The 22,569-nt window shown below is 70.2% G+C and carries 19 protein-coding genes; 10 read left to right on the top strand and 9 right to left on the bottom strand.

The features are described 5' to 3' along the window. Positions 1-177 precede the first annotated feature (177 nt). The 5 genes from AB0M67_RS31810 to AB0M67_RS31790 are packed head-to-tail and all read right to left on the bottom strand — an operon-like array spanning position 178 to position 5,608. Positions 178-1,488 carry a DUF58 domain-containing protein gene (locus AB0M67_RS31810; RefSeq protein WP_365751003.1) on the bottom strand — a complete coding sequence of 437 codons (1,311 nt, stop codon included), beginning with the start codon at positions 1,486-1,488 and terminating at the stop codon, positions 178-180. An 11-nt stretch (positions 1,489-1,499) separates the two neighbouring features. Beyond that, positions 1,500-2,501, bottom strand: coding sequence for a MoxR family ATPase (locus AB0M67_RS31805; RefSeq protein WP_365751002.1), 1,002 nt, complete (start codon positions 2,499-2,501; stop codon positions 1,500-1,502). After that, complete coding sequence (locus AB0M67_RS31800) at positions 2,498-3,688, bottom strand: DUF4350 domain-containing protein (protein WP_365751001.1); 1,191 nt, start codon at positions 3,686-3,688, stop codon at positions 2,498-2,500. The genes AB0M67_RS31805 and AB0M67_RS31800 overlap by 4 nt, the downstream gene beginning before the upstream one ends. Then, a complete protein-coding gene (locus AB0M67_RS31795) occupies positions 3,685-4,374 on the bottom strand; it encodes a DUF4129 domain-containing protein (protein WP_365751000.1) in 690 nt (229 codons plus the stop codon). Before AB0M67_RS31795 ends, AB0M67_RS31800 begins: the two co-directional genes overlap by 4 nt. 4 nt (positions 4,375-4,378) lie before the next feature. Beyond that, a complete protein-coding gene (locus AB0M67_RS31790) occupies positions 4,379-5,608 on the bottom strand; it encodes a hypothetical protein (protein WP_365750999.1) in 1,230 nt (409 codons plus the stop codon). A 194-nt stretch (positions 5,609-5,802) separates the two neighbouring features. Here AB0M67_RS31790 and mtnA point away from each other — a divergent pair, with 194 nt between their 5' ends. The 7 genes from mtnA to AB0M67_RS31755 all read left to right on the top strand — a co-directional run bounded on the left by mtnA (position 5,803) and on the right by AB0M67_RS31755 (position 14,413). Continuing rightward, entirely contained in the window at positions 5,803-6,960 is a 1,158-nt protein-coding gene (gene mtnA / locus AB0M67_RS31785; RefSeq protein ID WP_365750998.1) for an S-methyl-5-thioribose-1-phosphate isomerase, read from the top strand. A 7-nt stretch (positions 6,961-6,967) separates the two neighbouring features. Beyond that, positions 6,968-7,645 (top strand): two-component system response regulator MtrA, encoded by a 678-nt coding sequence (gene mtrA / locus AB0M67_RS31780; protein ID WP_005486885.1) that lies wholly within the window; start codon positions 6,968-6,970, stop codon positions 7,643-7,645. Between the two features lies 1 nt (position 7,646). Continuing rightward, entirely contained in the window at positions 7,647-9,701 is a 2,055-nt protein-coding gene (mtrB, locus tag AB0M67_RS31775) for an MtrAB system histidine kinase MtrB (protein WP_365750997.1), read from the top strand. Further along, on the top strand, positions 9,691-11,535 hold the full coding sequence (locus AB0M67_RS31770; protein WP_365750996.1) for an LpqB family beta-propeller domain-containing protein: 1,845 nt from the start codon (positions 9,691-9,693) through the stop codon (positions 11,533-11,535). The genes mtrB and AB0M67_RS31770 overlap by 11 nt, the downstream gene beginning before the upstream one ends. A 140-nt stretch (positions 11,536-11,675) precedes the next feature. After that, positions 11,676-12,398: a ComF family protein gene (locus AB0M67_RS31765; protein WP_365750995.1), complete on the top strand. Its 723-nt coding sequence runs from the start codon at positions 11,676-11,678 to the stop codon at positions 12,396-12,398. 313 nt (positions 12,399-12,711) lie between these two features. After that, on the top strand, positions 12,712-13,401 hold the full coding sequence (raiA, locus tag AB0M67_RS31760; protein ID WP_365750994.1) for a ribosome-associated translation inhibitor RaiA: 690 nt from the start codon (positions 12,712-12,714) through the stop codon (positions 13,399-13,401). 250 nt (positions 13,402-13,651) lie between these two features. Continuing rightward, the gene (locus AB0M67_RS31755; RefSeq protein WP_030355163.1) at positions 13,652-14,413 is read left to right on the top strand and encodes a response regulator transcription factor; all 762 of its coding nucleotides are present in this window, start codon (positions 13,652-13,654) and stop codon (positions 14,411-14,413) included. Between the two features lie 57 nt (positions 14,414-14,470). Here AB0M67_RS31755 and AB0M67_RS31750 read toward each other — a convergent pair whose 3' ends face one another. Together AB0M67_RS31750 and AB0M67_RS31745 are read right to left on the bottom strand one after the other, a co-directional pair. Next, the gene (locus tag AB0M67_RS31750) at positions 14,471-15,667 is read right to left on the bottom strand and encodes a crosslink repair DNA glycosylase YcaQ family protein (protein ID WP_365750993.1); all 1,197 of its coding nucleotides are present in this window, start codon (positions 15,665-15,667) and stop codon (positions 14,471-14,473) included. Positions 15,668-15,772: 105 nt separating this feature from the next. Then, the gene (locus AB0M67_RS31745; RefSeq protein WP_365750992.1) at positions 15,773-16,363 is read right to left on the bottom strand and encodes a GNAT family N-acetyltransferase; all 591 of its coding nucleotides are present in this window, start codon (positions 16,361-16,363) and stop codon (positions 15,773-15,775) included. A 241-nt stretch (positions 16,364-16,604) separates the two neighbouring features. On the opposite strand from AB0M67_RS31745, the gene secA reads away from it, so the two are divergent. Further along, on the top strand, positions 16,605-19,433 hold the full coding sequence (gene secA / locus AB0M67_RS31740) for a preprotein translocase subunit SecA (protein WP_365750991.1): 2,829 nt from the start codon (positions 16,605-16,607) through the stop codon (positions 19,431-19,433). 65 nt (positions 19,434-19,498) lie between these two features. Here the strand turns inward: secA and AB0M67_RS31735 are convergent, their stop codons facing one another. After that, the gene (locus tag AB0M67_RS31735) at positions 19,499-19,948 is read right to left on the bottom strand and encodes an Rv3235 family protein (RefSeq protein ID WP_365750990.1); all 450 of its coding nucleotides are present in this window, start codon (positions 19,946-19,948) and stop codon (positions 19,499-19,501) included. Positions 19,949-20,228: 280 nt separating this feature from the next. Between AB0M67_RS31735 and AB0M67_RS31730 the strand changes: the two genes are divergently transcribed. After that, positions 20,229-20,735: a hypothetical protein gene (locus tag AB0M67_RS31730; protein WP_365750989.1), complete on the top strand. Its 507-nt coding sequence runs from the start codon at positions 20,229-20,231 to the stop codon at positions 20,733-20,735. A gap of 91 nt (positions 20,736-20,826) precedes the next feature. Further along, the gene (locus AB0M67_RS31725) at positions 20,827-21,498 is read left to right on the top strand and encodes an HAD hydrolase-like protein (RefSeq protein ID WP_365750988.1); all 672 of its coding nucleotides are present in this window, start codon (positions 20,827-20,829) and stop codon (positions 21,496-21,498) included. Positions 21,499-21,655: 157 nt separating this feature from the next. Here AB0M67_RS31725 and AB0M67_RS31720 read toward each other — a convergent pair whose 3' ends face one another. Beyond that, complete coding sequence (locus AB0M67_RS31720; protein ID WP_365750987.1) at positions 21,656-22,222, bottom strand: DJ-1/PfpI family protein; 567 nt, start codon at positions 22,220-22,222, stop codon at positions 21,656-21,658. Between the last annotated feature and the right edge of the window lie 347 nt (positions 22,223-22,569).

The raw sequence follows: 22,569 nt of genomic DNA, 5'->3' as shown, positions 1-22,569 counted from the left end.
GTACTGCAGGGGGGACCCTGTGGGAGAGTAGGACGCCGCCGAACAATCATTGTGGGAATGCCTCGTGCCTTTTGGTACGGGGCATTCCTGCGTTCAGGGCCTATATCTTGAGGTCGCCGGTATGCCGGTAATGGGTAGCCGACCAAAGCTGTCGGCTACCCCTCTTTGCTCTCGCTCTCAGAGACGTCCCGCAGCCTTCAACGCCAGATAAGCGTCGGCGAGGGCCGGAGCCAGGTTCTCAGGGGTGGCATCCACAACAGTGACGCCATGGCGCTGCAATTGTTCCGCCGTACGACGTCGCTGGGCCTGTGCCTGTGTGCCGGCGGCGGCTTCGTAGACCGCGTCCACTGTGCCCCGCTCCCGGCTCATCTTCTCGACGTGCGGATCCGCGACGGACGCCACCAGGACCGTATGGCGTCGGGTCAATTGAGGCAGGACCGGGAGGAGCCCCTCCTCGATGGGCGCCGCGTCGAGCGTGGTGAGCAGCACGATGAGTGATCGACGCGGGGCGTTCTTCAGCGTGGCCGCGGCGAGGCCGCGCGCGTCCGTCTCCACGAGCTCCGGTTCGAGCGGAGCGAGCGCGTTCACCAGTGCGGGCAGGACATCGCCCGCCGCGCGGCCCCGGACCTGGGCGCGGGTGCGGCGGTCGTAGGCGAGGAGGTCGAGTCGATCGCCTGCTCGTGAGGCGAGCGCGGCGAGGAGCAGTGTGGCGTCCATGGCAGCGTCGAGGCGGGGGACGTCGCCGACACGGCCGGCTGAGGTGCGGCCAGTGTCGAGGACGACGAGGATGTGCCGGTCGCGTTCGGGCCGCCAGGTCCGTACAGCGACGGCCGACTGGCGCGCGGTGGCCCGCCAGTCGATGGACCGGGTGTCGTCCCCCGGTACATATGTACGAAGGCTGTCGAACTCGGTGCCCTCGCCCCGGCTCAACAGGCTGGTACGGCCGTCGAGTTCCCGTAGGCGGGCAAGCCGGGAGGGAAGGTGCTTGCGGCTGTGGAAAGGGGGCAGTACGCGTACGGTCCAAGGGACCTCGTGGTGGCCTTGGCGGGCTGCCAGACCCATGGGTCCGAACGAGCGCACTGTGATCCGTTCCGCTCGGCGGTCGCCGCGACGGGTGGGGCGGAGCAGCGTGGTCAGCCGACGGCGCTCGCCCGCCGGCACGGTCAACTTGTGCCGTGACGTCGCCTGCTCGGTGCCGGGGAGCCAACTGCTCGGTGGCCAGGCGTCGCGGAGGTGAGCGTGCAGGCGGCGGCCAGAGGGGTTGGTGACGGTGAGATGGACCTCAGCGCCGTCACCAAGTCGAACTGATGTATCACCACTTCGGGTGAATCGGAGCGTTCGCACTGGTGCGGCGAGGGCGTAGTCGCACAGAATTGCCAGTGAGAGCGGGGCATTGACGGCAAGGATGCCTGCCCAGCTGGGGGCGAAGAGGCCGACGGGGAGTGAGCAGAGGGCCGCGAGAAGCGCGGTTCGTCCGGTGAGGGCCACAGGTCACCGGCTCATCGGGGGACGGGTACGTGGGCGAGTATCGCGGTGATGACGGAGTCGGTCGTGACGCCCTCCATCTCGGCCTCGGGCCGGAGTTGGACGCGATGGCGGAGTGTGGGGAGGGCCAAGGCCTTCACATCGTCGGGGGTGACGTAGTCCCGGCCGGTGAGCCAGGCCCAGGCGCGAGCGGTGGAGAGCAGGGCGGTGGCACCTCGTGGGGAGACACCGAGTGCGAGTGAGGGGGATTCACGAGTGGCACGGCAGATATCGACGACATAGCCCGCGATCTCGGGTGTGACGGTTGTGCTTGCGACCGCGGCGCGTGCCGTTTCCAGGTCGGCGGGCCCGGCGACGGGCCGTACCCCCGCAGCCTGGAGGTCACGCGGATTGAAGCCTTGCGCATGGCGGGTCAGGACATTGACCTCGTCGTCGCGGGACGGCAGCGGGACGGTCAGTTTGAGGAGGAACCGGTCGAGCTGGGCCTCGGGGAGGGGGTAAGTGCCTTCGTACTCGACCGGGTTCTGGGTGGCGGCCACCAGGAATGGATCGGGCAGCGGCCGCGGCGTGCCGTCGACCGTGACCTGGCGCTCCTCCATCGCCTCAAGCAGCGCTGATTGGGTCTTGGGAGGCGTCCGGTTGATCTCGTCGGCCAGAAGCAGATTCGTGAAGACGGGACCCGGCTGGAAGGAGAACTCCGCGGTCCTCGCGTCGTAGACGAGGGAGCCCGTGATGTCGCTCGGCATCAGATCGGGGGTGAACTGGACGCGCTTGGTGTCGAGTTCGAGGGACGCGGCGAGTGCCCGTACGAGGAGGGTTTTGGCGACGCCGGGGACTCCTTCGAGGAGCACATGCCCTCGGCAGAGAAGGGCGACCACAAGCCCGGTGACGGCGGGGTCCTGGCCGACCACCGCCTTCGCGATCTCCGTGCGCAGGGCCTCCAGGGAAGCGCGGGCGCTGTCCGATTCCCCGGCGGTCCCGGCGGTCGTGGCGTTCTGTGCGGTCGGGGCACTCATGAGGTGCGTACCTCTCTTTCGAGGGCGTCGAGTTGGTCCGCGAGGCGGACGAGAGCGGCATCATCGGTCGGCGCCGGACCGAAGAGCAGGGTGCGCGGATCTTGGGCGGTCTCCGGGAGCCGGGCGGAGACGGCGGGGATCAGGACGGCGGGGGAGTGGGCGTCGGCCGGCGGTACGCCGAGGAGGGGTGCGAGGCGGTCGCGGGCGGCCGAGCGCAGGGCCGAGGCGGCGTGCTCTCTGGCGTTCGCCTTGCGGTAGAGGCGGGCGCGGCCCTCGGTGGACTCCGAGGCCCGGATGGCGACGGGGAGTCGTTCGGCCACGAGCGGGCCCAGCCTGCGGGCACGCCAGACGGCGGCGAGTACCACGGCGAGGAAGAGCTGGAAGGCGCCCCAGAGCCAGCCGGACGGGATGAGGCCGAGGAAGTCACTGTCGCCGCCGCTCTCGGCGGCGGATCCATCACTGAGCGAGGGGAGGTACCAGACGAGATGAGGCCGGGAACCGAGAAGTTGAAGGGCGAGCGACGCGTTGCCGCGTTGGTCGAGGCGGTCGTTGTACAGGATGTCGGGAGAGCCGAGAAGGACGGTGTCACCGGCTTCCGCGCCGGTCTCCGTGATCCTGAGCAGGGTCGGCACGCCGTCGCTCACGTAGCAGGCGTCCACGTCGGCGACGTCGGTGACGTATCGTTCACCGCCGATGTCGACGGTGCCCGCGCGGTCGGCGGCGGGCAGCGAGCATCGCGGGGCTCGGGCCGAGACCGGCGCGGGGGTGTTCGTACGGACACCGGGCGCCAAGGTGTCGACGGAAGGCGGACCGGCGCCGAGGAGGACGGTCCGGCCTCCCGAGGACGCCGTCGCGGTGCGCAGGGAGCGCTGCTGCTGTTCTGTCAGCAGGTCGGGGTTGGTGACGAGGAGTGTGGTGTCGGGGCCGGCCGCGGCGGTGGCGTCGTCCAGGGTGGTGACGGCTTCGACGGAGACTCCACGGTCCTTGAGGAGTTCGGCGACGGCGCGGCTGCCGAACTGGTCGGCGGAGCGCGGGTCGAGGCGGCCGTGCTGGTCACCGGAGCCGAGGGCGGCCATGGTGATCCCGGCACCGAGCAGAACGACGAGAGCGAGGACCAGTCCGCGGCTGCGGGTCCAGACCTGTCGGGTGGTGGGGGAGAGCGAGGTGGAGCTGATCGTGGAGGTCACTCGGCCGTTCCTCCGGAGGCGGTGCTCAGCTGCGGCTTCGCGTCTTCCAGATCGAGATCGAGCGCGCTCAGCCGCCGGTATGTCTCCTCGTCGGCGGTGCGGCCGCCGTATGTGATGTCGTCGAATTCCCTGGCGGCCGTCCGGAGCCGGGTCGCGTGGCCCGGGAGCGGACGGCCCGCTTCGGAGGCGGCCTCGTCGGCGGTGCGGCCGGGGCGCGGGTCGAGGAGGGCCCGTTCCTCCAGGGAGCGGACGATGGCGCGCATGCGTTCCTGGGCGGCCTGGTTCCAGCGGCCGGCGGCGGCATGCGTTTCCGCGGTGGCGCGGTGTTCCGCCGCGCTGCGGGGGCCCTCGTCGAAGAGCGTGCGCGCCGTCCCGGGTATGCGGCGCGGGGTGCCCAGTCGCCACCAGAGGGCAGCGAAGAGGGCGACCACGATCAGCGCGATGACGGCGAGACCGAGCGGGCCACCGGGGGCCGCGCCGGAGGCGGAGGCGAAGAGGTCACCGACCCACTCCCAGAAGCGGTCGAGCGCGCGCTGGAGGAGGTTCGGGTCGTTCTCGTGGTACATCGGCCTGGACAGCTCCCGCTCCGCCGCTTCACGGGCGGGAACGCGAGGGGTGTCCACCGGTATGCCGTCGTCCGCGCGGATCAGCTGCCACGCGAGTGCCGTTCCCCCCGTGATGGACACCGGGTCAGTTCCCCGGGGAGCCGCTGCCCGGCGGCTGAGTGCCGTAGCCCGCCACGCCCGCGGCCCGCGCCAGTTCGAGGTCGAGGGCCTCGCGCCGGATGCGCTGGTCGACGTAGAGGAGCACGGTCACGCCGGCGGAGATCGGATAGGTGATCGTGGAGGCGATCACCGAGCCGATGCCGGTGACGATCAAGTAGGGCCAGCCGAAGTCCGGGCCGTCGCCGGAGTACAGGCCGGCGAGACCTCCGCTGTCCACCGCGGAGGCGATGAACACGAACGGGATGGCGATGATCATCGAGATCAGGAAGGTGATCAGCAGTGTAAGAAGCAGCACGCCGAAGGTGCGCCACCAGGCGCCCGTGACGAGCTTGGCGGAGCGTCGCATGGCGGACAGCACGCTCTGGCGTTCCAGCATGAGTGCGGGGGACGCGAGGCTGAAGCGGACCATCAGCCAGGCGATGACGGCGAGGGCGGCCATGCCGCCGAGCGCGGTGAGCGCGGCTCCTCCGGCGGAGCCCATCAGCAGGCCGGGGAGGATCGCGACGGTCATGATGGCGGCGCTCATCAGCGGCAGCAGCAGGGTCAGGCCCAGCAGCTGCGGGAGCCGGGGACGGGCCTCGTTCCAGGCTTCCGAGAGCGTGACGGGGCGCCCCAGTACGGAGCGGCTGACCACGACGGTGAGCACGGCTGTGGTGAACAGGGTGCCGATCACCAGGATGATGAGCGACGGGATCTCGGACACCAGGGTGGACGAGAGCGAGTCGGCGGCCTGACTCAGGACTTCCGACGGGCTCGCGTTCGGGTCGAGTTCGACCGGCTCGGGGAGCAGGTAGCGGCGGAAGAGGATGTCGCTGATCTGCGAGACCACGGCGACGGCGAGGGTGAAGCTGAGTACCACCCGCCAGTGGGTGCGCATGGTGGAGACCGCGCCGTCGAGGATCTCGCCGACCCCGAGAGGCCGGAGCGGGATGACACCCGGCTTGGCGGCGGGTGGCGGGCCCCAGCCGGGACCGCCGCCCTGGGAGGGCCCGCCCCAGCCCTGTGTGGGCCGGGGAATGGCGGGTCCTGTGCCGGGGGCGCTCGGCGGGGACCACTGACCGGCCGGCGGCTGCGCCGCGGACCACTTCGAGGAGGAGCCGGTGTCATCGGCGGGCGCGGCGGGCCTGGGCACACCGGCGTCCTGGCCGTCGGACGGGGCGGATCCGGGCGAGGCCCAGCCCGGAGTGTCGTTCACGGTCGTCCACCTCGTGGATTGGTTGCGGGGCCGGCTCGGCGAGCCGGCGCTTCAACAGCGCCTGTCCGCGGAGCGGGGCGGCGGGCTGGCAGCCATCGTGCCACGCGCCGCGCCCCGGTGGACCGGGGGCCGTATCTCCTTCTCTGCTCCGTCCTCGCCTTCATTGTCCGTGCCGCAGCGGGCAGACTGAGCGAATGGCTGATCAGTACGCACGACCCCAGGCCGGCGCCGGGCCGTCCATGCTTCCGTCGATCCGCTGGGACGAGCCACCGGAAGGGCCCGTACTGGTGCTTCTCGACCAGACCAGACTTCCGGCCGAGGAGACCGAGCTGGTCTGTACCGACGTACCCGCTCTGGTGCGTGCCATCAGGGTGCTGGCGGTGCGCGGGGCGCCGCTCCTGGGTATCGCGGGCGCCTACGGGGTGGCGCTGGCGGCGGTACGGGGTTTTGACGTGGAGGACGCGGCGGAGCGGCTGGCCGGGGCGCGGCCCACCGCGGTGAACCTCGGCTACGGGGTGCGACGGGCGCTTGACGCGTACCGGACGGCGGTCGACAAGGGCGCCGATCCGGCGCAGGCGGGGGCCGTGGCGCTTGCCGAGGCCAGGCGGCTGCACCGCGAAGATGCCGAGGCCAGCGCGCAGATGGCGGCGTTTGGGCTTACGCTCCTCGATGAACTGCTGCCGGGTGGCGGCCACCGGATCCTGACCCACTGCAATACCGGGGCGCTCGTCTCGGGCGGGGAGGGCACCGCGTTCGCCGTGGCGTTGTCGGCCCACCGGGCCGGCCGGCTGCGGCGCCTGTGGGTGGACGAGACCCGTCCGCTCCTCCAGGGGGCCCGGCTGACGGCGTACGAGGCGGCTCGCAACGGGATGGCGTACACATTGCTCACGGACAACGCGGCGGGTTCGCTCTTCGCGGCGGGGGAAGTGGACGCCGTCCTGATCGGGGCGGACCGGATCGCGGCCGATGGATCAGTGGCGAACAAGGTGGGCAGTTATCCGCTCGCCGTGCTGGCCAGGTACCACCATGTGCCGTTCGTCGTGGTCGCCCCGACCACGACGATCGACCTCGATACCCCGGACGGGGCGTCGATCGAAGTGGAGCAACGACCGGGGCAGGAAGTGACGGAGCTCACGCCGCCGCGCACAGCGATGGCGGGAGCGGAGGCGGGAGGTGGGATGCCGGTGGCGCCGTTGGGAACACAGGCGTTCAACCCGGCCTTCGATGTCACCCCTCCGGAATTGGTGACGGCGATCGTCACCGAATACGGCGCGCTGTCCCCGGTGACCGGGGGCGGAATCGCGGAGCTGTGTGCCAGGTCACGCCAAGGTAACGATGAGCTAATGGGATGATGTCGATATGAAGGGACGTGTCCTTGTCGTCGATGACGACACCGCACTGGCCGAGATGCTCGGCATTGTGCTGCGTGGTGAAGGTTTCGAGCCGTCTTTCGTAGCGGACGGTGACAAGGCACTCGCCGCCTTCCGTGAGGCCAAGCCGGATCTGGTGCTGCTGGATCTGATGCTGCCCGGCCGGGACGGTATTGAGGTGTGCCGGCTGATCAGGGCCGAGTCCGGGGTGCCCATCGTCATGCTCACGGCCAAGAGCGACACGGTCGATGTGGTGGTCGGGCTGGAGTCCGGGGCCGATGACTACATCGTCAAGCCGTTCAAGCCGAAGGAGCTGGTGGCGCGTATCAGGGCGCGGCTGCGCAGGTCCGAGGAGCCGGCGCCGGAGCAGTTGGCCATCGGTGATCTGGTCATCGATGTGGCGGGTCACTCGGTGAAGCGGGAGGGGCAGTCGATCGCCCTGACGCCGCTGGAGTTCGATCTGCTGGTCGCGCTCGCCCGTAAGCCGTGGCAGGTGTTCACCCGTGAGGTGCTTCTGGAGCAGGTGTGGGGCTACCGGCACGCCGCGGACACCCGGCTGGTCAATGTGCATGTGCAGCGACTGCGCTCCAAGGTCGAGAAGGACCCCGAGCGGCCCGAGATCGTGGTGACCGTCCGCGGGGTCGGTTACAAGGCGGGACCGAGCTGACATGACCGGCGGCAGCGCTGCTCCGAAGCCCGGTGAACCGGGAGTCCGTGCGGGGCGGGCTGCCGGGCCGGGGCATGCGCTGGCGCGGTTCGTCCGGCTGTTCCAGAGCGGCAGGCTGCTCCAGGACGGCTCGCCCGGCGGACCGGTGCTGCGGCTGCTGGTGCGCTGGGTGCGGCGTCCGCTGCTGCCCGCCGTACGGCTGTGGCGGCGCAATATCCAGCTGAGGGTCGTCGCGGCGACGCTGCTGATGTCGCTCGGTGTGGTGCTGCTGCTCGGGTTCGTGGTCATCGGCCAGGTCCGCAACGGTCTGCTGGAGGCCAAGGAGAAGGCCGCGCAGAGCCAGGCGGCCGGCGGGTTCACCGTGGCGAAGGAGAAGGCCGACGCCCCTGCGGCGCCCGGAGCCCGTGAGGGCGACGGGACGAACGGCAGATCGGGGAGGAACTCCGTCAACTGGCGGTCCGATCTCGTCGAACAGCTCGCCAGTGGCGGCCCGGGGGCGTTCAATGTGGTGGCGCTGAGCCCCGACGCGGCGGACGCCGTGTCCACCAGCCGGGCGCCGCGTGTCTCGGGCGGGGTGGACTTCGCCAGCGTTCCCGCGGATCTGCGGACGGCGGTCGCGCAGGGGACAGGGCCGTTCCAGGCGTACGCCCAGATCAAGTACACCGGGGCCACCGAGGCCCGGGAGCCGGAGCCGGGGCTGATCATCGGCAAGCGGCTGAACGACGTCGACCGTAACGCGTACGAGCTCTACTACATATTTCCGCTGACGCAGGAGGAGCAGTCGCTCAACCTGGTCAAGGGCACGCTCGCCACCGCCGGGCTCTTCGTGGTCGTGCTGCTCGGGGCGATCGCCTGGCTGGTGGTGCGCCAGGTCGTCACGCCCGTACGGATGGCCGCGGGGATCGCCGAGCGGCTCTCGACCGGCCGTCTCCAGGAGCGGATGAAGGTCACCGGCGAGGACGACATCGCCCGTCTCGGTGAGGCCTTCAACAAGATGGCGCAGAACCTCCAGCTCAAGATCCAGCAGCTGGAGGAGCTTTCCAGGATGCAGCGGCGCTTCGTCTCCGACGTCTCGCACGAACTGCGTACGCCTCTCACGACCGTGCGGATGGCCGCCGACGTCATCCATGAGGCACGCAGTGACTTCGATCCGGTGACGGCGCGCTCGGCGGAACTGCTCGGTGACCAGCTGGACCGCTTCGAGTCGCTGCTGTCGGATCTGCTGGAGATCAGCCGGTTCGACGCGGGCGCGGCGGCGCTGGAGGCCGAGCCGATAGATCTGCGCGAAGTGGTGCGCCGGGTGATCGGCGGCGCCGAGCCGCTGGCGGAGCGCAAGGGCAGCAGGATCCGGGTCCTCGGGGACGAGCAGCCCGTCGTCGCCGAGGCCGACGCGCGCCGGGTCGAGCGGGTGCTGCGCAATCTCGTCGTCAACGCAGTCGAGCACGGCGAGGGCCGGGATGTGGTCGTACGGCTGGGCGCGGCGGGCGGGGCGGTCGCGATCGCCGTACGCGACTACGGCGTGGGGCTCAAGCCCGGCGAGGCGACACGGGTGTTCAACCGTTTCTGGCGGGCCGATCCGGCCCGTGCGCGGACGACCGGGGGGACCGGTCTCGGGCTGTCGATCGCCGTAGAGGACGCCCGGTTGCACGGCGGCTGGCTCCAGGCGTGGGGCGAGCCGGGCGGCGGTTCCCAGTTCCGGCTGACGCTGCCGCGTACGGCGGACGAGGCCCTGCGCGGCTCGCCCATACCGCTGGAGCCCGAGGATTCCCGGCGCAATCGCGAGCGCGATGGTGCCGAGGATCTCAAGGAGACCGCGCAGCGGCTGGCCAGTGTGCCCCTCCAGCCGGGCACGGACCGCTCCGCGCAGGCCGGAGCACCCGGCGTGCCGGCCCCGCCCCGTACGACGGCGACGGTGGACCCGGCGGCACTGCCCGGCAGCGGCGCGCGGGTGGTGCCGCGTCCCGCGGGGGAGCGGCCGTCCGGGAGCGAATCCGATCGCTCCGATCACTCTGTACACCGGGCTCCGGAGCGGGAGGACACCATTCGTGGGCGCTGATCGCCGTCGTTCCGGGCCGGGGAGAGCGGTCCGCACGCCGACGCTGCTGGCGGCTGTCGCCGCGCTGCTGGCCGGGTGCGCCTCGATCCCCGACAGTGGCGATGTCGAGCCGGTCAAGGCATCGCCGCCGGGTGAGTCCCAGGTGCGGGTGTATGCCGTGCCGCCCCGGGAGAAGGCGGAGCCGGACGAGATCGTCAACGGCTTCCTTGAGGCCATGACCAGTGATGATCCCGATTTCGCGATGGCCAGGAAGTATCTGACGAAGAAGGCGTCCGAGTACTGGCGGCCGGGTGCCGGTACGACGGTGCTGCGCGCCGCGCCCGACCCGGCGGGCCCGCAGGAGCTGTCCGGCAGCGACAGTTCCGCTCTCACCTATCCGCTGTACGGCGACCGGATCGCGGACGTGGACTCCGTACACGCCTACCAGCCGACCGAGCCGAGCGAGTACGCCGGAGAGATCCGGCTGGTCCGGCAGAACGTCGGGGGTGCCAAGGAGTGGCGCATCGACAGCCTGCCGCAGGGGCTGGTGCTCGGTGAGTCGGACTTCCAGCGCAACTACCGGTCGGTCAACAAGTATTACTTCGCGTCGGGGGAGAACTGGCTGGTCGCCGACCCCGTCTACATCCGTCAGCGAATAGACCCCACGACCCGGATGGATCCGGTGACCCAGGCGGTCAAGGTGCTGCTCGACGGGCCGACGAACTGGCTGAAGCCGGTGGTCGACTCGCCCTTCCCCGCAGGTACGGCGCTCCAGAAGGGCACCAAGTCGCTGGAGTTCGACGACCGTAACGCCCTCAAGGTGCCGCTGAACGACAAGGCGTCCAAGGCGGGCCGTACGCAGTGCCGGAAGATGGCGGCGCAACTGCTCTTCACCCTGCGGGACCTCACCTCCACACCGGTCGGGCAGGTCGAGCTGCTGGCCGACGGGTCCTCGCTCTGTGTGCTCAGCGGCGACCAGGCCGAGGAGTTCGCGCCCGATCGCACCACCGGCCGGTCCGACAATCCGTATTTCGTCGACGAACGCGGGCGGCTGTCACTGCTGCAGGCGAGCGCCGACGAGGGCGTCGACAGGTCGCAGGTCATCGGACCGTTCGGCACCGGCGGTGTGAAGCTCGGCTCGGTCGCGGTGGCCCGCGACGAGAAGCGCGCGGCGGGTGTCACGGACGACGCCAAGTCGCTCTATGTGTCTTCCATACTGTCGGACGGCGAGCTGGCTCCCGCGCTGGTGTCCAGCGACGGCCCGGCGCGCAGCCGGCTGTCCCCGCCGAGCTGGGACGGGCACGGCGATCTCTGGATCGCGGACCGCGATCCCGCCAAGCCGCGACTGCTGCGGTTCGCGGAGGGCATCGGCACGCCGTTGCCGGTCACGGTCGAGGGGCTCGGCAACGGGCGCATCCAGGGGCTGCGGGTGTCGGCGGACGGGGTACGCATCGCGCTGCTGGTGTCCGAGGGCGGCCGGACCACGCTGCAGATCGGCCGGGTGGAGCGGAGCGGCTCCGCGGCCGATGCGACGGTGTCCGTGGCGCAACTCCAGTCGGTGGCCCCGCAGATGGAGACCGTGACCGCGGTGTCCTGGGCCGGTCCCAGCCGGCTGGTGGTGGTCGGCAAGGAGTCCGGCGGTGTGCAGCAGGTGCGCTATATCCAGACCGATGGTTCGACCTCGGCCGCGAGTGTGCTGCCCGGTCTGAACCAGGTGACCGCGATCGCGGCGGCGAACGACGACCGGCAGCCGCTGGTGGCCGACTCCGACGACGCCGGGATCGTCCGGCTGCCCTCGGGTGGGAACTGGCAGACGATGGTCGAGGTGGGCTCGTCGCCCGTCTACCCCGGTTGACACGCACGGGCCGGTCGGGGCCCTGGAGGTGCGCGGGAACGGGCGCCCGGCCGGGGTGTGCCGAAGCGAACCGGATCTTTGCCTGAACGAGTTGTCCACAGGGGTGGCCGGGCGCCTTCGTCATTGGCACAGTGGTTTCCATGCGGGCGTGGTGGCGGGAGATCACCGGCCTGGTGCTGCCGGTCGCCTGTGGCGGCTGCGGCAGCCCCAGGACACCTCTGTGCGAGGACTGCGGGCGGGCGCTGTACGGCACCTGGCCGTGCCGGGTACGGCCCGCGCCGGAGCCCGCGGGGCTGCCGGCCGTCCATGCCGCGGCGCCCTACGAGCACGCCGTACGGGCCGTTCTGCTGGCGCACAAGGAGCGTGGCGCGCTCGGGCTGGCGGCGCCGCTGGGGCGGGCCCTGGCCGGGGCCGTACGGGCCGCCGCGCCGTCGGGCACGGGGGTCGGTCCGCTGCTGCTGGTGCCGGTGCCCTCCACGCGCCGCGCGGTCGGGGCGCGTGGACACGACGCGGCCCGCAGGATCGCGCTGGCCGCCGCCGGGGAGCTGCGGCGTGGTGACCGGCCGTGCCGGGTCCTTCCGGTGCTGCGGCAGCGGCGCGCGGTGGCCGACCAGGCGGGCCTCGGAGCCCGTCAGAGGCTGGCGAACCTGTCGGGGGCGCTGGAGGTCGCCGTCGGGGGCGTGAGGCTCCTGGAGGGCGGCAGGGTGGTGCTGGTGGACGATCTCATGACAACGGGCGCCTCGCTCGTCGAGGCGGCGAGGGCACTGCGTGCCGCGGCGGGCTCCGGCAATCCGGGATTCGGCCAGGTGAGCGCGGCAGTTGTCGCCGCGCCGCCGCTCTCCTTCGAAATAAACCGGAACTGACCGGAGGCGTGCATCGTTGCAGCTAATGAGGGCAGGAGAGCAACTGAACAGAGGTACGTGCCGGTAGCGGGTGCCGACACCCGTCCGGGAGGGCTATGTTCGGAGAAGAGGAGTGGAGCGAGTCATGACTCGCTGAATACCCCGTGTTGCGTCGGCTTTTTCAGAACCTTGGAATTTCGGGGGATGGGGATCATGCCGATGGGGGAGGAGGAGGTGAAAGTCGCCAAGTCCGAGGCTCCGGTGATTACCGGGGTCTGGTGCAACAGGGAGTAACTCCGCAGCGAGGCGGAGTGATCCGGGAACGGAGTTCTGCGTGGACATCGTCGTCAAGGGCCGCAAGACAGAGGTGCCCGAGCGGTTCCGCAAGCACGTGGCCGAGAAGCTGAAGCTGGAGAAGATCCAGAAGCTCGACGGCAAGGTGATCAGCCTCGACGTCGAGGTGTCCAAGGAGCACAACCCGCGGCAGGCCGACCGGTGCGACCGGGTGGAGATCACGCTCCACTCCCGCGGCCCCGTGATCCGTGCGGAGGCGGCGGCGGCCGATCCGTACGCGGCGCTCGATCTGGCCACCGGCAAGCTGGAGGCACGGCTGCGCAAGCAGCACGAGAAGCGCCACAACCGCCGGGGGAACGGTCGGTTGTCGGCGGCCGAGGTCGTCGAGGTCGTTCCTGGGGTCGCCCAGTTGAACGCGAACGGCGAGACCGCGGCGGAGGAGGCGGCACAGACCGTTCCCACCACGATGGTCTGCTCTCTTGAGGTGCAGGGCGAAGGGCCCCTCGTGGTGCGGGAGAAGACCCATGCCGCCGCTCCGATGACGCTCGATCAGGCGCTCTACGAAATGGAGCTGGTCGGGCACGACTTCTATCTGTTCGTCGATTCCGACACCAAGGAACCCAGCGTCGTCTACCGGCGCCATGCCTACGACTACGGCGTCATTCACCTCAGGACGGACCCGCTCGCAGGGTCGGAAGCGGGCGGCGCGGGCGGCGCCCTCGGCGGCTGACGCACCGGCCGGGACCACCGGAATCCGGCCGGATCAAGTCCGGAATCCGGCCGGATTGAGTCCGTAATCCATGCCCCGCGGTGCCCCTGAGCGCCCTTCGCGGCCTCAGGGGCGCCGTTGTGCGCCCCCCAAGGACCATCGATTCGGTGCCTGGGCATGAAATCATGGTGTCGCGGCCAACAAGTGGTCCGCGAACTGCGGTTGGCCGGCCCCCGGGAAATTCGGGCCATGGCCTTCAGGGGAGGGAACGATGGCGGACAGCTTCGGTCCGGTGCATCACGCGAGCGATGCCGACGACACGATCGGCGGCGCCGGGTCCGACGCCGCCGCGGAACGGGGCGACTCCCGCAGGGAGCCGATCCGGGTCCTCGTCGTGGACGACCACGCCCTCTTCCGCCGCGGACTGGAGATCGTCCTCGCCCAGGAGGAGGACATTCAGGTCGTCGGAGAGGCCGGCGATGGCGCGGAGGCCGTCGACAAGGCCGCCGATCTGCTGCCGGACATCGTGCTGATGGATGTCCGGATGCCCAAGCGCGGCGGAATCGAGGCCTGTACCTCCATCAAGGAGGTGGCCCCCAGTGCCAAGATCATCATGCTGACGATCAGCGACGAGGAAGCCGACCTCTACGACGCGATCAAGGCGGGCGCCACCGGCTATCTCCTCAAGGAGATCTCCACCGATGAAGTGGCCACCGCGATTCGCGCCGTGGCCGACGGGCAGTCGCAGATCAGCCCGTCAATGGCGTCCAAGCTGCTGACCGAGTTCAAATCGATGATTCAGCGCACCGACGAACGCAGACTCGTTCCGGCGCCGCGCCTCACCGACCGCGAACTGGAAGTCCTGAAACTGGTCGCCACGGGAATGAACAACCGTGATATCGCCAAGGAGTTGTTCATCTCCGAGAACACGGTGAAGAACCATGTCCGCAACATCCTGGAGAAGCTCCAACTGCACTCCCGGATGGAAGCCGTGGTCTATGCGATGCGCGAGAAGATCCTCGAAATCCGCTGATGTTATGCGGAGCTGACCGTCCGACCGTATTCAGTTATCGCGACCCGGTGAAGGCGCTCAGAGCGCGGTGAGCGCGTCCGCCAGCGGGCCGCGCAGCGCGGGCGCGTCGACCCGCTCCACCCGTACGTCCGAGCAGCCGACCCACTCCGCCGCCTCCCGTAGCGCCTGGGCCATCGGCAGTACGGCCCTGGGGGTGTCCAGGGACACCTGCTTCGCCACCAGCGTCTTCCCCTCCCGTGCCGGGTCGACACGCCCCAGCAGCTTTCCCCCGGACAGCAGCGGCATCGCGAAGTAGCCGTACACCCGCTTGGGCTTGGGCACATACGCCTCCAGCCGGTGGGTGAAGCCGAAGATCCGCTCCGTACGGGCCCGCTCCCAGATGAGGGAGTCGAACGGCGACAGCAGCGTCGTGCGGTGCCGCCCCCTCGGGGTGGTCGCCAGCGCCTCCGGATCGGCCCAGGCCGGCTTCCCCCAGCCCTCGACCGTCACCGGCACCAGCCCCGAGTCCGCGATCACGGCGGCGACCTGCTCGCCCTTGAGGCGGTGGTAATCGGCGATATCGGCGCGCGTACCGATACCGAGCGACTGGCCCGCGAGCCGTACGAGCCGGCGCAGACACTCCGCGTCATCCAGATCGTCATGGAGGAACTCATCGGGCACGGCGCGCTCCGCGAGGTCGTAGACCCGCTTCCAGCCGCGCCGCTCGGTGCACACGACCTCGCCGTACATGAGCGCGCGCTCGACGGCGACCTTCGCCTCGGACCAGTCCCACCACGGCCCGCCGTTCTTGGCGCCGCCCAGCTCCGTGGCGGTCAGCGGGCCCTCGGACTCCAGCTGCTTGATCACCGTCTCGTAGGCGCCGTCCGCCAGCTCGTGGTACCAGTGCGGGCGGGCGCGGTAGGCGCGCCGGCGGAAGGCGAAGTGCGGCCACTCCTCGATCGGCAGGATGCACGCCGCGTGGGACCAGTACTCGAAGGCGTGCGGCCGCGCCGGTGACGTACCGGCCGGGGCCGGGGTCCAGTACGCGTCCTCGACCGTTCTGCGGCCGACGGCGCCCAGACGCGCGTACGGAATCAGTTCGTGCGACCGCGCCAGCACCGAGATCGTGTCCAGCTGGACGGCGCCGAGATGGCGCAGCACCCCCCGCGCCCCGCCGCGTCGGTCGGGGGCACCGAGGAATCCCTGGGCGCGCAGCGCTATCCGGCGGGCCTCGTCGGCGGACAGCTCGGTGGTGGCGGGCGGCACAGTCGTCATGAACCGCACGATAGACGCCGGCACTGACAGTCGGACCGGCGCGGGCACGTTCAAGCCCCTCATCGGCACACAGGCTCCACGGACTACCGGGCCCTACGGACGCACTCAGGTACCCGTCGACACGTTCCCCTCCCGTGAGGGGAGGTACGGGAGAGGAGCCGAAAGCCCCAGATCGGACGGGAGCAGCGCCCCCAGCCATACGTCCCGCAGCGTGTCCCGGTGGAGCAGCGCGGCGCGCAGCACCCCCTCCAGCACGAAACCGGCCTTCTCCGCGACGGCCCGCGAGCCCGCGTTGCCGACCTCGGCGCGCCATTCCAGGCGCTGCGCGCCCAGTGCCGTGAAGACCCAGTGGGCCACCGCCCGCACGGCTTCGGTGGTATAGCCCCGGCCACGGTGCTCCCGCGCCGTCCAGTAGCCGATCTCCCAGGTGCCCGACTGGCGGTGTGCGTTGACCACGCCCAGCACCGGACCCCCTTCCCGGGACACCATGCCGAAGGTGCAGATGGTCGCCGTACGCCAGCCGTCCGGGACCATCAGCTCGACGAAGTGCGCCGCGTGCTGCCGCTCGTACGGTGTGTGAATCGGGATCCAGCGCTGGATCTCCGGGTCCTGGCAGACCGCGAGGACATCGTCGATGTCGTCCGGCGTGAGGGGGCGCAGCAGCAGGCGCTCGGTGCTGAGAGTGACGGGTTCCATAGCCGGATTCTGCTGACCGGGTGTCCCCCGGCACGAGTGCTTTTCCCGTCTCACCGGCACCTTCCACGGGTCCCGCGCGTTCTCCATGCGGGTACGGGCGGGCCCGCGTGACCTCGGCCCTCCCGGCGCGGGCGGGTCCTCGCTTACGATGGCCGTTGCGGTGGGGCCCGCCTGCCGTGCCCGCGCCCGTGTCCGTATCCGACCCACGTGCCAGGCCCGACCGGCAAGGAGACCAACCTCAGTGTCCGTCTTCAACAAGCTCATGCGTGCAGGCGAAGGCAAGATCCTGCGCAAACTGCACCGCATCGCGGACCAGGTCAACTCCATCGAAGAGGATTTCGTAACCCTCTCCGACGCCGAGTTGAGGGCGCTCACCGCCGAGTACAAAGAGCGGTACGCCGACGGTGAGAGCCTTGACGACCTGCTCCCCGAAGCCTTCGCGACCGTCCGTGAGGCGGCCAAGCGTGTCCTCGGCCAGCGTCACTACGATGTGCAGCTGATGGGCGGCGCCGCCCTGCACCTCGGCTATGTCGCCGAGATGAAGACCGGTGAGGGCAAGACCCTCGTCGGCACGCTGCCCGCGTATCTCAACGCGCTGTCCGGCAAGGGCGTCCACCTGATCACGGTGAACGACTACCTGGCCGAGCGCGACTCCGAGATGATGGGCCGCGTCCACAAGTTCCTCGACCTCAACGTCGGCTGCATCCTGGCGAACATGTCGCCCGCGCAGCGCCGTGAGCAGTACGCCTGCGACATCACGTACGGCACGAACAACGAGTTCGGGTTCGACTACCTGCGCGACAACATGGCGTGGTCCCAGGAGGAGCTGGTCCAGCGCGGCCACAACTACGCCATCGTCGACGAGGTCGACTCGATCCTCGTGGACGAGGCCCGTACGCCGCTGATCATCTCCGGCCCCGCCGACCAGGCCACCAAGTGGTACGGCGACTTCGCCAAGCTGGTCACCCGGCTGACCAGGGGCGAGGCGGGCAACCCGCTCAAGGGCATCGAGGAGACCGGCGACTACGAGGTCGACGAGAAGAAGCGCACCGTGGCCATTCATGAGCCCGGTGTGTCCAAGGTCGAGGACTGGCTGGGCATCGACAACCTCTACGAGTCGGTGAACACCCCGCTCGTCGGTTATCTGAACAACGCCATCAAGGCCAAGGAACTGTTCAAGAACGACAAGGACTATGTCGTCATCGACGGCGAAGTCATGATCGTCGACGAGCACACCGGCCGTATCCTCGCCGGCCGCCGCTACAACGAGGGCATGCACCAGGCGATCGAGGCGAAGGAAGGGGTGGACATCAAGGACGAGAACCAGACCCTCGCCACGATCACCCTGCAGAACTTCTTCCGCCTCTACGGCAAGCTCTCCGGCATGACCGGTACGGCCATGACCGAGGCCGCCGAGTTCCACCAGATCTACAAGCTGGGCGTCGTGCCGATCCCGACGAACCGGCCGATGGTCCGCATGGACCAGTCCGACCTGATCTACCGCACCGAGGTCGCCAAGTTCGCGGCGGTCGTGGACGACATCGCGGAGAAGCACGAGAAGGGGCAGCCGATCCTGGTCGGCACCACCTCGGTCGAGAAGTCCGAGTACCTCTCGCAGCAGCTCAACAAGCGCGGTGTCCAGCACGAGGTGCTCAACGCCAAGCAGCACGACCGGGAGGCGACGATCGTCGCCCAGGCCGGCCGCAAGGGCGCCGTCACGGTCGCCACGAACATGGCGGGACGCGGTACGGACATCAAGCTCGGCGGCAACCCCGACGATCTCGCGGAGGCGGAGCTGCGCCAGCGCGGCCTGGACCCCGTCGAGCATGTCGAGGAGTGGGCCGCCGCCCTGCCGGCCGCGCTGGAGAAGGCCGAGCAGGCGGTCAAGGCGGAGTTCGAGGAGGTCAAGGATCTCGGCGGGCTGTACGTCCTGGGCACCGAGCGGCACGAGTCGCGCCGTATCGACAACCAGCTGCGCGGTCGTTCCGGACGTCAGGGCGACCCCGGTGAGTCCCGCTTCTACCTCTCCCTCGGTGACGACCTGATGCGGCTGTTCAAGGCGCAGATGGTCGAGCGCGTGATGGCCATGGCCAATGTGCCGGACGACGTCCCGATCGAGAACAAGATGGTGACGCGCGCCATCGCCTCCGCCCAGTCCCAGGTCGAGCAGCAGAACTTCGAGACGCGTAAGAACGTCCTGAAGTACGACGAGGTGCTCAACCGGCAGCGTGAGGTCATCTACGGCGAGCGCCGCCGCGTCCTGGAGGGCGAGGACCTGCATGAGCAGGTGCGCCACTTCATGGACGACACGATCGACGCGTACATCCAGGCGGAGACCGTCGAGGGCTTCGCCGAGGAGTGGGACCTCGACCGGCTCTGGGGAGCCTTCAAGCAGCTCTACCCGGCGAAGGTCACGGTGGAGGAGCTGGAGGACGCGACGGGCGACCGCGCCGGCATCACCGCCGAGTTCATCGCGGAGTCCGTCAAGGACGACATCTACGCCCAGTACGAGGCACGCGAGAACCAGCTCGGCTCGGACATCATGCGTGAGCTGGAGCGGCGCGTGGTGCTGTCCGTCCTGGACCGCAAGTGGCGCGAGCATCTCTACGAGATGGACTACCTCCAGGAGGGCATCGGCCTGCGCGCCATGGCGCAGAAGGACCCGCTGGTCGAGTACCAGCGCGAGGGCTTCGACATGTTCAACGCCATGATGGACGGCATCAAGGAGGAGTCCGTCGGCTATCTGTTCAACCTGGAGGTCCAGGTCGAGCAGCAGGTCGAGGAGGTTCCGGTGCAGGACGCGGGCGAGCGTCCCTCGCTCGCCAAGAAGGACGACGCGGTGCCCGCGGGCGCCTCCCGTCCGGAGATCCGCGCGAAGGGTCTCGATGCCCCGCAGCGGCCCGACAGGCTGCACTTCTCCGCTCCCACGGTGGACGGCGAGGGCGGCATCGTCGAGGGCGACTTCCAGAGCGCCGAGGGGCCGACGCGGTCGACGTCGGACGGGATGACGCGCGCCGAGCGCCGTAAGGCCCAGAAGGGCACGAGCGGCGGGCGGCGCCGCAAGAAGTAGGTGTGAGTGAGGGCGGGCCGGGGCGCACGGTGAGTGCGCGCCCCGGCCCGCCCTCATGTGCGCTGTCAGGTCCGCTCTCCGCCCAGCTCGACCGCCGCGCAGCGCCAGCGCAGGTCGGCGCCCTGTTCCAGCCGGAAGGCCATGGCGCGGACCTGATCGCCCGCGGAGATGCTGGCGGCGGCCTCGACCGCGCCCGGGCGCGGCTGGAAGGCGCGGCAGGTACGGATGACGGGACGGGCGCCCCGCGCCCTGAGCGGGGTGCCGGGCGCGAGCCGGACGAGCTGTTCGTACGCCTCGCCGATGGTCTGGCCGAGCATCCAGTGCACGGGGCGCCGGCCGCTCAGGACGGCGAGCAGGCGCTCCGCGAAGAGTTCGTGCGGCGGCGGGAGGTGCGGACGCCGCCGCGGGCCCCCGGCGCCGGGACCGCGCTGGTCGCGCCGGCCGGGCGGCCGTCCGGCGGCGGTGCTCCGGGTCCTCGCCGCGCCGGTGGGATGGGTGGTACCGGTCCTGTTCACGCAGATCGCCCCCGTTCTGCCCGGCCGGTTCGGATACCGGCCGGTAACTTCTGTTGGGGGATCTTTTACGGGCCCTTGGGGGACCGCCGCAAGACCGGTGCGGACACGGAGCGCCCGGAGCCGAAGTCACCTATCCGAGTGATGGGCGGACGACGCCCGGCCCGGCGCAGAGGTGGTGCGCCCCTCGCGGTGGACGCCTGGGGCAGCCATGAGCGTCACCCCGAAGAGGGACTGCCGCACGTATCCTTAGGTGCTCTCCCGACTACGAAAGCGGCCAGCCATGCGCGTCTACGTCCCCCTGACCCTTCCCGGTCTCGCAGAGGCGCACAAGACGGGTGAGCTGGGACCGGGACCACTGACCGCGTACGCCGTGACCCCCGGGCTGCGCGAGTGGTACGTCTCCGACGACATCGAGGAGCTGGAGTACGCGGCCCTCAACCGCGCCGCGGCGGCCTCGCTCCGGCTGCTCGCCGCCGATCCGGTGGCCGGACGCCGCAGGGTGGTCGTGGCGGCCGATGTGCCGGACAGGGAAGCCGTGTCGGATCCCGACCGCGGACTGGACGACGCGGGCCTCGGCGAGGTGCGGATCGCCGACGCGATCGCGCTGTCGAAGGCAGCGGCGGTGCATGTCGACTCCGATGAGGCGGACGCCGATGTGTCGGCTGCGGCGGCGGCGCTGGGGGCGGCGGACCACGGGGACGACGACGCGCAGTTCACGGTGGACGGCGCGGAGGACCACGAGCTGCTCTGGTACGGCGTCCAGGAGATCCCGAACCTGATCGGCTGAGCGGCGGACGGAGGCCCGGCCGGCCCGTCGGCGGCGGCCCGCGGGGGCTCCGCCAGGTCCGTTGTCAGACCCGGCCGGTACCTTTCTCGGCATGGGGAAGCAGAACACGCATCTGGTCTGGGACTGGAACGGCACCATCCTCGACGACATCGAGGCGGTCATCGGGGCGACCAACGCGGCCTTCGCGGAGATAGGGCTTGAGTCCATCACGCTGGACACCTACCGCGAGCTGTACTGCGTCCCGATCCCGAAGTTCTACGAGCGGCTGATGGGCCGCCTGCCGAGCGACGCCGAGTGGGTCGTCATGGACGAGACCTTCCACCGCCACTACACGGCGCGGCAGGACGGCTGCGGGCTCACCAAGGGCGTCGAGGAACTGCTGTCGCAGTGGCGGCTGGCCGGGGACAGCCAGTCGCTGCTGAGCATGTACGGGCACGAGCAGCTGGTTCCGGTGGTGCGGGGGTACGGGATCGAGGGCCACTTCCTCCGGGTCGACGGCCGGACGGGCCCGTCGGGCGGCAGCAAGGCGGTCCATATGGAGCGCCATCTGACCGCACTGGCCTCGCAGGGCGCGATATCCGCCGAGCGGACGGTGGTGATCGGCGACGCGGTGGACGACGCGCTGGCGGCGGCGCATGTGGGGGCGCGTGCCGTGCTGTACACGGGGGGCTCGAACAGCCGGGCAAGCCTGGAGGCGGTGGGCGTACCGGTGGTGGACACGCTCGCGGAGGCGGTCGCCACGGCGCGGCGTCTGACGTCCTGACGCCCCTGCGACCGGCGGGCGACGGCCGTGGAAGTGCCGGGAGTGCCGGAGGCGTAGGGAGTGCCGGAGGTGCCAGCGGTGCCGGGAGCGCCGGGGGTGCCGGGGGTGCACCCGGGAGCCCCGGACGCGCCCCCGGTCCTCCGGGGCTTCGCCGGGGTCAGTTCACCGGGGCCTTCGTGCGCAGAACGGTGAGGAATTCGCGCATCCAGGCCGGGTGGTCGGGCCAGGCGCGGGACGAGACGAGCGTGCCGTCCACCACCGCCTCCGTGTCCTGGAAGGTGGCCCCGGCCGCCTGCATGTCCAGCTCCAGGGCCGGATAGGCCGTGACCCGGCGGCCGGCCAGCTCACCGATCGCGGCCGTCAGCAGCGGCCCGTGACAGATCTGGGCGACGGGCTTGTCGGCGTCGAAGAAGGACTTGAGGATCTTGCGCAGCTCCGGGTCGCCCCGCAGATACTCGGGGGCGCGCCCGCCCGGGATCACCAGAGCGGCGTACTGCCCCGCGTCGACCTCGGCGAAGGCCAGATCGGCGGGCCAGGTGTAGCCGGGCTTCTCGGTGTAGGTGTCGAAACCGGGCTCGAAGTCATGGACCACGAACTGGAGCTTCTTACGGGTCGGAGCGGCGATATGGACCTCGTATCCCTCCTCACGCAGACGCTGGTACGGGTAGAGCACTTCCAGCGACTCGGCGGCGTCGCCGGTGACGATCAGAACCTTGGCTGCCATGACTGCTCCCGGAGAGAGTGTGTCGGTCTGTCCACCTGTCGACCAGTGTCGTCCTGTGGACCAGTGTCGTCGCGGGAGGCGCGCGTCGGCGGGAGTTCCGTGCCGCGCGCGGCCGTGAGCGGCGGAAAGATGTCCGTGTCGCTGTCCAGAGTGTCAAAGTTGTTACCGCGTATTTGTACACATGCGGCTCATGACGGCGCCCCGGTCAAGGGCGATAGCCTGGTGCCCGTGATCAGCGCGATATGCCGTGGGGGCAGCGAAGCCCCCCGCCTGCGCCCGGGCCGCTACCGCGTCCGGGCGATCGCTGGTCCCCCAGGACCGGTCCCCTCGGGACAGGACCTTGATCC

This window comes from Streptomyces sp. NPDC051662 (assembly GCF_040681655.1).
GTDB lineage: Bacteria > Actinomycetota > Actinomycetes > Streptomycetales > Streptomycetaceae > Streptomyces.
This window is presented reverse-complemented; position numbering and strand designations above follow the sequence as displayed.